This window comes from Micromonospora sp. NPDC049529, assembly GCF_055586685.1.
In genome coordinates, this window is sequence record NZ_JBVJHT010000009.1 from 26,113 (window position 1) to 35,734 (window position 9,622).

9 protein-coding genes are annotated in these 9,622 nt (G+C 73.3%); 3 read left to right on the plus strand and 6 right to left on the minus strand.

All coding sequences use genetic code 11. The features are described from left to right. Positions 1 to 12 precede the first annotated feature (12 nt). The gene (mptB, locus tag ACZ6QQ_RS16715; RefSeq protein WP_465877191.1) at positions 13 to 1,998 is read left to right on the plus strand and encodes a polyprenol phosphomannose-dependent alpha 1,6 mannosyltransferase MptB; all 1,986 of its coding nucleotides are present in this window, start codon (positions 13 to 15) and stop codon (positions 1,996 to 1,998) included. Here the strand turns inward: mptB and ACZ6QQ_RS16720 are convergent. The 3 genes from ACZ6QQ_RS16720 to ACZ6QQ_RS16730 are packed head-to-tail and all read right to left on the minus strand — an operon-like array spanning position 1,886 to position 2,993. Further along, positions 1,886 to 2,251: a lycopene cyclase domain-containing protein gene (locus tag ACZ6QQ_RS16720; RefSeq protein WP_465877192.1), complete on the minus strand. Its 366-nt coding sequence runs from the start codon at positions 2,249 to 2,251 to the stop codon at positions 1,886 to 1,888. The two genes, mptB and ACZ6QQ_RS16720, sit on opposite strands and share 113 nt — an antisense overlap. A 34-nt stretch (positions 2,252 to 2,285) precedes the next feature. Further along, positions 2,286 to 2,615 (minus strand): lycopene cyclase domain-containing protein, encoded by a 330-nt coding sequence (locus tag ACZ6QQ_RS16725; RefSeq protein ID WP_465877193.1) that lies wholly within the window; start codon positions 2,613 to 2,615, stop codon positions 2,286 to 2,288. Between the two features lie 18 nt (positions 2,616 to 2,633). After that, positions 2,634 to 2,993 carry an Rv2175c family DNA-binding protein gene (locus ACZ6QQ_RS16730; protein ID WP_452291648.1) on the minus strand — a complete coding sequence of 120 codons (360 nt, stop codon included), beginning with the start codon at positions 2,991 to 2,993 and terminating at the stop codon, positions 2,634 to 2,636. Positions 2,994 to 3,195: 202 nt separating this feature from the next. Between ACZ6QQ_RS16730 and pknB the strand changes: the two genes are divergently transcribed. Together pknB and ACZ6QQ_RS16740 are read left to right on the plus strand one after the other, a co-directional pair. After that, entirely contained in the window at positions 3,196 to 5,169 is a 1,974-nt protein-coding gene (gene pknB / locus ACZ6QQ_RS16735) for a Stk1 family PASTA domain-containing Ser/Thr kinase (protein WP_465877194.1), read from the plus strand. A 55-nt stretch (positions 5,170 to 5,224) separates the two neighbouring features. Then, entirely contained in the window at positions 5,225 to 6,088 is an 864-nt protein-coding gene (locus ACZ6QQ_RS16740; protein WP_465877195.1) for a deoxyribonuclease IV, read from the plus strand. Between the two features lie 218 nt (positions 6,089 to 6,306). Here the strand turns inward: ACZ6QQ_RS16740 and ACZ6QQ_RS16745 are convergent, their stop codons facing one another. The 3 genes from ACZ6QQ_RS16745 to ACZ6QQ_RS16755 form a co-directional block, all read right to left on the minus strand. Then, entirely contained in the window at positions 6,307 to 7,341 is a 1,035-nt protein-coding gene (locus ACZ6QQ_RS16745) for a threonine aldolase family protein (protein WP_465877196.1), read from the minus strand. Then, positions 7,334 to 8,740 carry a class II 3-deoxy-7-phosphoheptulonate synthase gene (locus ACZ6QQ_RS16750; RefSeq protein ID WP_465877198.1) on the minus strand — a complete coding sequence of 469 codons (1,407 nt, stop codon included), beginning with the start codon at positions 8,738 to 8,740 and terminating at the stop codon, positions 7,334 to 7,336. Before ACZ6QQ_RS16750 ends, ACZ6QQ_RS16745 begins: the two co-directional genes overlap by 8 nt. Positions 8,741 to 8,896: 156 nt before the next feature. Beyond that, the gene (locus ACZ6QQ_RS16755; protein ID WP_465877199.1) at positions 8,897 to 9,391 is read right to left on the minus strand and encodes a hypothetical protein; all 495 of its coding nucleotides are present in this window, start codon (positions 9,389 to 9,391) and stop codon (positions 8,897 to 8,899) included. Positions 9,392 to 9,622: the final 231 nt, after the last annotated feature.

Below are 9,622 nucleotides of genomic sequence, written 5' to 3' on the forward strand. Positions count from 1 at the left end.
GACCGTCGGGACGTGCCCGGCCCGGACCACCCGCCCACGGAGCATCCGGTACGACTCCGGGTGGCCGGACTCGTCGCGACCACGCTGATGACCGCCGGTGCGTACGGTGCCGGGGCGCTGCCCGGCGGCCCGGACCACCGGGCGGGTCCGGCCGGTGCCCTGGCCGCGTCGTGGCCCTACTGGTTGGGCCTGACCGGCTGGCTCGCCGGCCTGGTTCTGCTCGCCGTCGCCTGGTGGCGGCTGGGCGGGACGGTGCACCGACCGGATCATCCGGTCCCGACCCGCTGGCTGCTGGTGACCGGGGCGCTCTGGGCCGCCCCGCTGCTGCTCGCCCCACCGCTGGGCAGCCGGGACGTGTACGCGTACGCCTGCCAGGGTGCGCTCTGGCTCGACGGGGTCGACCCGTACGCCGTGGGGGTGGCCGACGGGGGCTGCCCGTGGACGGACTCGGTGCCGTCGCTGTGGTGGCACACCACCACCCCGTACGGGCCGTTGGCGATCGCGCTGGCCGGTGGGGTGGTGGCGCTGGCCCGGCTGGCAGTGGCGGGACCGGACGAGCGGTTGCTGGTGGCGCTGTTCCTGTTCCGGGCGCTCGCGCTGGTCGGCGCGCTGCTGCTGGCCCGGTACCTGCCCCGGTTGGCGCGGGCCGTCGGTGCCCCGCCGTCGACGGCGACCTGGCTGGCCCTGCTCTCTCCGCTGACGGCGGTGCACCTGGTGGGCGGGGCGCACAACGACGCGCTGATGGTGGGGTTGGTGGTGGCGGCACTGGCCCTGGCCGCCGGGGCGGGTCGCGACGGCGTACGCCGGTCGGGTCCGGTCCCGTCGCGCGGTCCCGGCGCAACCGCCCGCGCCCGGCTCGGGTGGCTCGCGGCCGGCGCCCCTACGGCGTGGCCCCGGCCGCTGCCGCTGCTCGCGGGTGCCCTGGTCGGACTGGCCGCGACGGTGAAGATCACCGCGCTCGTGGCGCTGCCGTTCGTCGCCCTGCTCGCCACCATCCGGCTGCCCGGCGCGGCGGCCCCGGACCCGGACCCGGCGCCGACCGGCGGCGCCCGGTCGCCGGAGGCGGTGGTGGTGAAGTCGCCGCAGGCGGTGGTGGCGACCGGTGACGGCCGGTGGCCGCGGGCGGTGGCGCTCGGCCCGACCCTGCTCGCGGCGGCGGTGACGTTCGCCACCGTCACCGTGACCACCGGACTGGGTCTGGGCTGGCTGGCCGCGCTGCCGGGGACGAGCCGGCTGGTGCAGTGGACCTCCCTGCCGTCCGGGCTCGGCATGGCCGCCGGCTACCTGCTGCGGCTGCTGGGGCGCCCGGAGGCGTTCGACCCGGCGGTGACGGTGGCTCGGGCGCTCGGCCTCACCGTCCTGCTGGCGGTGTCGGCCGTCCTGCTGCTCCGGGCCTGGCGGGCGACCGACCGGCCGCCGGTGGCCGCCCGGTGGGTGGTGACGACCTCGTGCGGCCTCGCGTTCGGCGCGGTGACCCTGCTCTCCCCCGTCTTCTACCCCTGGTACGCCCTGGCCGCCGTCACCGTGCTCGCCGCGACCGTCGGGCAGCGGTGGTGGCGGGCTCCGTTGGCCGGGCTGGTGCTGGCGACGAGCTTCCTGGTCCTGCCGGACGGGCTGGGGCTGGCGGTGCGGACCAAGCTGCCCGGCGCCCTGTTCGACGTCGCCGTGGTCGCCGTCCTGGCGGCACTCGCCGTCCGGCACCGTCGTCGCGACCGCCCCGGTCGACGCGACCACCGGAGCCGAAGCGACCGACCGACCGGACCCGACCGCCCGAGCCGACGTAACCGCCCGACCGGACACGACCACCCGAACGGACCCGACCGGCCGGGCCTCGGCAGCGTCGTGGCGCCCCGGATTCCCCGCGCCCGCCCGAGTCCGGAGGCGGTCAGCCCGGCGGCGTCCGGTCGCGCGGCGGCCACCACGAGCGGCCGCCGGTTCCGGCCGCCGGGGTCCGCTGCACACCCCGACGCCCCAGCCACACCCAGACCGAGAGGGTGAGCAGCACCAGGGCGAATCCGAACAGCAGGTCCTCCACCGGGGCGTAGACCAGCCGCAGTCCGATGATCGCCTCCGGGTCGTACCGGACGATGCGTCGACCGGTCAGGATGCCGTTCGAGATCAGCTGGAAGAAGACGATGATCGGGTAGGTCGCCCAGAACACCCGACGCCGGACCAGCCGGGTACGCAGCAGGTACAGGTCGACCAGCACGGCGCCGGCCACCCCGAGCAGCGCGGCGACGGTGTAGCTCACCGGCGGGTCCGCCGTACGGCCCGTCGCTGCGCGGTCACTGCTCGTCCCCCGCCGGCCAGCCCCGCACCGCGCGGACCGCCTCGAACCCGAGTACGGCACAGATCGGCACGACGACGAAGAAGAGCACCTCGTCCAGGGGCAGCCCGCCGGGGAACAGCACCCCGGTGATCTGCTCCGGGTCGAAGGTCCAGTGTCCGGCGGCGATCGCGGCCAGGTCCCAGAGCACGAAGACCGCCGCCACCGGGGCGATGGTGAGCAGCAGCCGGCGCCAGCGGCGGAGCACGTTCACCCGCAGGATCGGCTCCAGCCAGAGTGCCCCGGCGAGGCACCCGGCAAGGACCGCGAGGTAGGCGAAATGCCCCATGGCCGCCGCCGCTACCGGCTAGAAGCCGAGCGCCTGGGCCCGGCGTTTGACCTCACGGGCCAGGTCACCGCCGAGCGCCGCCGCGGGCGTACCGGGCAGGGTGTCGTCGGGCTCGTAGAGCCAGCGTACGGCCGCCTCGTCGTCGTAGCCCGCGTCGCGCAGCAGGTTCAGCACGCCCGGCAGGTGCTTGCGTACGGTGTCGTTCGCCACCAGTTCGGCGGGCACCCGCCGGACCCCGTCCCGGCGTACCGCGATCAGCTCGCGGTCGCGGATCATCTGGTGCACCTTGCTGATGGTCACGTCCAGCCGGACGGCGACGTCCGGCAGGTTGAGCCAGCCCGCGGCGTCCGCCGGGCCGGCGAGTGGGGAATCGGTCACCCGATCACAGTGCCACGACCGTCCCGGTCTTCCACCGCCACCCCCGCCGGGGTAGTTTTCCGACCGACCAGGGTACTTTCCACGCGGTACGTGACCGAACGGACACCGGGGGCTATCCCGTCCCTCGGTCAAGATTTCCGTTCGGCACCGCCTGTGGCATCCTGTTCTGCCGTCACCCTCTGGAGACATAGACTGCCTGCCGATGGACATTCAGGTCGCCGACACGTTGCTGGGCTCGCTGATCGACGGGCGCTACCGCATCCGCGGTCGCGTGGCCCGTGGCGGCATGGCGACCGTGTACACCGCCACGGACGAACGACTGGAGCGCACCGTGGCGCTCAAGATCATCCACCCCAGCCAGGCGCAGCAGGCGCAGGGCCGGTTGGCCGGCTTCCTGGCCCGGTTCACCGAAGAGGCGAAGACCATCGCCCGGTTGACCCACCCGAACGTGGTCGCCGTCTACGACCAGGGCACCCACGCCGGCCTGCCCTACCTGGTGATGGAGTACGTGCGCGGTCGCACCCTGCGGGAGATCCTGGCCCAGCGACGCCGGCTCAATCCGGGCGAGGCGCTGGCGATCCTGGAGCAGATGCTCGCGGCGATCGCCGCCGCACACCGCGCCGGCCTGGTGCACCGCGACGTGAAACCGGAGAACGTGCTGGTCGCCGAGGCGCCCAGCGGTGGCTCCGGCAACCTGGTCGACAGTGTGGTCAAGGTGGCCGACTTCGGGTTGGCCCGAGCGGTCGAGGCGAGCGCCGACGACGACTCCGGCAGCCAGTTGATGGCAACCGTGGCGTACGTCGCCCCGGAGCTGGTCACCGAGGGCCGGGCCGATCCGCGGACGGACGTCTACTCCGCCGGGATCGTGCTGTTCGAGATGCTCACCGGCCGGGTCCCGTACGACGGTGACCGGCCGGTCGACGTCGCCTGGCAGCACGTCGACCGGGACGTACCGGCCCCCTCGACGCTGGTCCCCGGCCTGCCGCCGGTCCTCGACGACCTGGTGATCCGGGCCACCCGGCGTGATCCGGGCGCCCGGCCGACCGATGCCGGCGCGTTGCAGGCCGAGGTGCAGGTGGTCCGCGACGATCTCGGCAACGCCAACGCGAACACCGCGCTGCTGCGCCAGGTGGCCCAGCCGACCATGGTGGTCGCCTCGGTCCAACCGGCGGACCGGCCGTCCTGGGCCCGGTTGCCCGACCAGCCGGAGCCACGGTCGGCCCGGCCGCACCGCCGCCGCGCCGCCCCCGAGCCGACGGGCCCGCTGGCCCGACTACAGACGCTGCGCGAACAGGTGATGGCCGACAAGCGGGGCCGGATCGCGGTGGCCGCCACCGTGGTCGTCCTCGGCCTGGTCGCGGCGATCGGCGGCTGGTGGTTCGGCGCCGGACGCTACACCGAGGCCCCTCAGCTGGTGAACATCAGCAAGGCCGAAGCGGAGGCGCTGGCCGCGCGGGACGGCTTCACCCTCGCCTACGCCGCTCCCCGCTACGACGAGGCCGCCGCCAAGGACCAGGTCGTGGGCCAGGACCCGGCGTCGGCGGCCCGGATGGTCAAGGGCGGCACGATCACCCTCGTGCTCTCCCTCGGGCCCGAGCGCTACCAGGTGCCGGACGTGGTCGGCAAGACCTTCGACCTGGCCCAGGCCGACCTGGAGCGGGCGAAGCTCCAGGTGACCAAGGGACCGGACCGCTACGACGAGAACCTGCCGGCCGGCGTGGTGACCGCGATCGACCCCAGGGTCGGCACCGAGGTCAAGCCCGGCGACAAGGTCACGGTGACGGTCAGCAAGGGTCGGGCGCCGCTGTCCGTACCGAACGTGGTCGGCAAGAACATCAACGACGCCCGCAGTGACCTGCAGAAACTCGAACTCGTTCCGGTGGAGCAGTACGAGGACTCGGACAAGCCCAAGGACCAGGTCATCGACCAGAGCCCACCGAACGGCACCGGGGTCGAGAAGGGTGCCGAGATCAAGCTCAAGGTGAGCAAGGGCCCACCGGCGGTGCTCGTACCCCGGGTCGTCGGCCTGCCGTGTCCCGAGGCGCAGGCGCGGCTACAGGGGCAGCAGCTCATTCCGGTGGTACAACTCAATCCGAACGGGACGGTTGGGCTCCAGAACCCGCCCGAGAACACGCAGGTGCCACCGGGCAGCCAGGTCCAGATCACCTGCTTCTGAGGCCCGCACCAACAGCAACCCGAGGTACCCGTACCGAAAGCAACAGGTGAGGTCGATGACAGGCACGACCAGTCGACCGGTCGGCTCGCACACCCCGACCTCGGGTGGGCTGGCCAGGGCCGCGCTGCCCTATCTCGACGCGGCGGGTTCCGAGGTGGCACAGGTCTACGTCGCGAACTCGCGGGGTTGGGCGCTGCCGCCGGGTGACCCGGCCCAGGACGCCGCGTTCCGCGAGGGCTGCGAGGAACGCGGGGTGCCGGTCTACATCCACGCGTCGCTGCTGGTGAACCTCGGCTCCCCCACCCCGGCGACGGTGGAGAAGTCGGTCGCCACCCTGGCCCACGCGCTGCACCGGGGCGCCGCCATCGGCGCCACCGGGGTGGTCTTCCACTCCGGCAGCGCGGTCGACGCCGACTACTACGACACCGCCATGGTCCAGGTACGCACCGCCCTGCTGCCGCTACTCGACGCGGCGGCCGCCAGCGGGGGACCGAAGCTGCTGATGGAACCGACGGCCGGCGGTGGCCGGTCGCTGGCCTCCCGGATGGAGCAGGTGGCGCCCTACCTGGACACCGTCGATCGACACCCGTGGCTCGGCATCTGTTTCGACACCTGCCATGCCTGGGCCGCCGGCCACGACCTGGCCCGGCCGGGCGGCATGACCGAGACCCTGGACGAACTGGTCGCCGCGATCGGCGACCGGCTCTGGCTGGTCCACGCCAACGATTCGCGGGACACCTGCGGGTCACTGCGGGACCGGCACGAGACGATCGGCAAGGGCAGCATCGGCGAGGCCGCCTTCGCCGAGCTGATGACCCACCCGGCGACCGCCGGTGTCCCCGTCGTCGCCGAAACCCCCACCGAGGGCCACGTCGGCCACGACCACGACATAGCCACCCTCAAACGCCTCCGCCCCTGACGCCCGGGGCCACCCCTCCGCCCCTGATGCCCAGGGCCACCGGCTGGCGGGTACAGCAGAGGCCGTTCAGACCGGGCAACGCGGGCCGAGCAGCCGCCGACGGCCCCGGCCGGCGCGGACCCAGGGATTGGGGCGGCGTGACCTGCGCAGGGATCAAGCCTGACCGCCCGGAGCGGGGCACGCCGCCCCAATCCCGGCCGGCGCACCCCGAAAAGCGATCAGCGCTTGAGGATCCCCGAAAGAACGGAAACAGCCCGGTCCACCCCGGCATCATCGAGGTCGAGGTGCGTGACCAGCCGAGCGGTCCGAGGACCGAGGACCGAGACCAGCACCCCTTCGGCCCGCGCCGCCGCCGCGAACGCCGGTGCGTCGAGCGCGAACTTGGTCAGGTCCAGCGGCACGATGTTCGTCCGTACCGGGCCGGCGAGGACACCGTACGGCGCCAGCGCCTCGGCCAGCCGGGCCGCGCGTACGTGGTCCTCGGCGAGCCGGTCGACGTGCTCGGCGAGCGCGTGTCGGCCGGCGGCGGCGAGGATGCCGGCCTGCCGCATGCCGCCGCCCATCCGCTTGCGGACCAGTCGGGCCCGCTCGATCTTCTCCGCGCTGCCGACCATCACCGAGCCGGCCGGTGCGCCGAGCCCCTTGGAGAGGCAGACCGACAGGGTGTCGAACAGCGCGCCGTAGCTGGCCAGCGGCACCCCGTCGGCGACGTGCGCGTGCCAGATCCGGGCCCCGTCGCAGTGCAGCCCGATGCCGGCGTCGTCGGCGATCCGGCGCAGCTGACGCAGGGTGTCCAGCGGGATGACCCCGCCGCCGCCCCGGTTGTGGGTCTGCTCGACCGCGATCGCCCGGGTCGCCACCGCCCAGTAGCCGTCCGGACGGATCATCGCCGCGACCTGGTCGGGGTCGATGTCGGCGCCGACCGCCGGCCAGGTACGGGTGGAGATGCCACCGTACGCGGCGGCGGCCGCCATCTCGTACGTGACGATGTGCGCGTCGGCGTCGCAGAGCAGTTCACCGGCCGGCGGCACCAGCACCTGGAGGGCGATCTGGTTGGCCATCGTGCCGCTCGGGGCGAAGAGCGCGGCCTCGTGCCCGAACAGGGCGGCCACCTCGGCTTCGAGCGCGTTGACGTTGGGGTCCTCGCCGTACACGTCGTCGCCGACCTCGGCCTGTGCCATCGCCGAGCGCATCGCGGCGGTCGGGCGGGTGACCGTGTCGGAACGCAGGTCGACCGGTCGCGGGTCAGCCACGGAGCATCTCCGCCACCAGGAAGGCCAGTTCCAGCGACTGCTGGGTGTTCAGTCGCGGGTCGCAGGCGGTCTCGTACCGGTCGGGCAGGTCGACGTCCTCGATCGCCTGGGCGCCGCCGAGGCATTCGGTGACGTCCTCGCCGGTCAGCTCGACGTGCATGCCGCCGGGGTGGGTGTTCAGCCCCCGGTGCACCTCGAAGTAGCCGAGCACCTCGTCGACGATCCGGTCGAAGTGGCGGGTCTTGTAGCCGTTCGACGACTCGTGGGTGTTGCCGTGCATCGGGTCGCACTGCCAGACCACCTTGGCACCGGCGGCGGTGACCTTCTCCACGATCGGCGGCAGGGCCTCGCGGACCTTGTGGTTGCCCATCCGGCTGACCAGGGTGAGCCGGCCCGGGACGTTGTTCGGGTTGAGCTTCTCGCACAGCTCGATCGCCTGGTCCGGGGTGGTGCCGGGGCCGATCTTGACGCCGATCGGGTTGGCGATCCGGGAGATGTAGTCGATGTGGGCGCCGTCGATCTGCCGGGTCCGCTCGCCGATCCAGAGGAAGTGGCCGGAGAGGCCGTACGCCCGGCCGTCGGAGACGCGGGTGAGGGCCCGGTCGTACTCCAGGGCGAGCGCCTCGTGCGAGCAGTAGAGGGTGACGGTGCGCAGGGCCTCGTTGTCGTCCATGCCGCAGGCGCGCATGAAGGCGAGCGCCCGGTCGATCTCGCGGGCGATGGCGTCGTAGCGCTCACCGGCCGCCGAGTCGCGGACGAAGCCCTTGTTCCAGTCGTGCACCGCGTGCAGGTCGGCCAGGCCACCGGCGAGGTACGCCCGGAGCATGTTCATCGCCGAGGAGGAGTTGGCGTACGCCCGGATCATGCGCTGCGGGTCGGCGATCCGGGCCTCCGGCACCGCCTCCAGGGAGTTGATCATGTCGCCGCGGTACGCCGGCAGCCCGCGCGCGTCGGTCGGCAGCGACCGGGGCTTGGTGTACTGCCCGGCGACCCGGGCCACCTTGACCACCGGCAGCGAGGCACCGTACGTCAGCACGACCGCCATCTGGAGCAGGGTGCGCGCGTTGGCGAGCAGGTGGCTCTCGGTGTTGTCGGTGAAGGTCTCCGCGCAGTCGCCGCCCTGGAGCAGGAAGGCCTTGCCCTCGGCGACCTCGGCGAGCTGCATCCGCAGGTGATCGACCTCATAGGGCGCGACCACCGACGGCACGGTGGAGAGGACCTCGCAGACCTCGTCGACGGCCTTCTGGTCGGGCCACGGCGGGGTCTGGGCCCGGGGCATGTCCCGCCACCGGTCCAGCCCGAGGGCCACGTCCTCGGCGGAATCGTCGGTCGGACGGCTGGTCTGCGGGCCTAGGGTACCCACCGTGGGGTAGCTCAGCTGATGCCACTCATGGCGCATGGGGAAAAGCGTACGGCGACAGTCGGGGCAGCTCGCCATTGAGGTCGGCCGTGTCCGGTCCGTGGGAGGTGTATTGGCCGACGCCGTACCCGATGTCCGGGTATCCTGCCGGGCCGTCCGCCTCGGGTGGCGTCCGACCCGGTCGGCCGGCCCGGCTCAGGGGGTCGCCCCGTCGGCACCGGCCGACGGTGCCGGCGCGCTGGCACCGGCCACCGTCTCGTTCGCGATGCACCAGCCCGCCTCGGCCTTCGCCACCGTGAACAGCAGCCGGACCGGGGTGGCCGCCCCGTCTCCGGCGAGCACCGAGACCGAGGTGCTGACCTCCAGTCGGCCGCCGTTGGGGCGGACGTCGGTGATCGTCGTCTTGGTGACCTTGAAGTGGGCGGCGAAGTCGCCGTTCGGACCGGTCGCGGCCTGGTCGAAGGCGGCCTGCATCGGCCCGCAGAGCTGGCCGCGCCCGGCGGCGACGTCCTTGGTCGTCATCGCGTCGAGGTAGGTCTGCACCACGGCCCGCGACTTCTCCGGGCCGTCGTCGGGGATCACCGGCGCGCCGTCCGCCGAGCCGCCGCCGAGACCGCAGGCGCCCAGGCCGAGCGGCACCATCGCCAGCACCGCAGCAAGACCGGCAGTGCGCCGCCGTCGGACGTCCATCGGGGTCCCCCTCCTCGATTTCCCACCAAACTACGCCGAGCGGCGAGTCTGACATATTGATCACACCTGCGGCCACACGACGACCGGGCGTCGGCGACCGCCGCCGGGCCCGCGCGACACGGGCCGGTGCCGGTCGTACGTCGACCGGCACCGGCCCCGGCCTCCAGAGAGGGCGTGCCCGCCCGGGTCCACCGAGCCAGGCGGGTACCACGTCTGCTGTGGCAGAAGGTC

Bases quoted from the DNA above. Each gene is read 5' to 3' on its own strand.
- ACZ6QQ_RS16725 (WP_465877193.1), bottom strand. From the start codon at position 2,615: ATGGGGCATTTCGCCTACCTCGCGGTCCTTGCCGGGTGCCTCGCCGGG.
- pknB (WP_465877194.1), top strand. From the start codon at position 3,196: ATGGACATTCAGGTCGCCGACACGTTGCTGGGCTCGCTGATCGACGGG.
- ACZ6QQ_RS16740 (WP_465877195.1), top strand. From the start codon at position 5,225: ATGACAGGCACGACCAGTCGACCGGTCGGCTCGCACACCCCGACCTCG.
- ACZ6QQ_RS16750 (WP_465877198.1), bottom strand. From the start codon at position 8,740: ATGCGCCATGAGTGGCATCAGCTGAGCTACCCCACGGTGGGTACCCTA.
- ACZ6QQ_RS16755 (WP_465877199.1), bottom strand. From the start codon at position 9,391: ATGGACGTCCGACGGCGGCGCACTGCCGGTCTTGCTGCGGTGCTGGCG.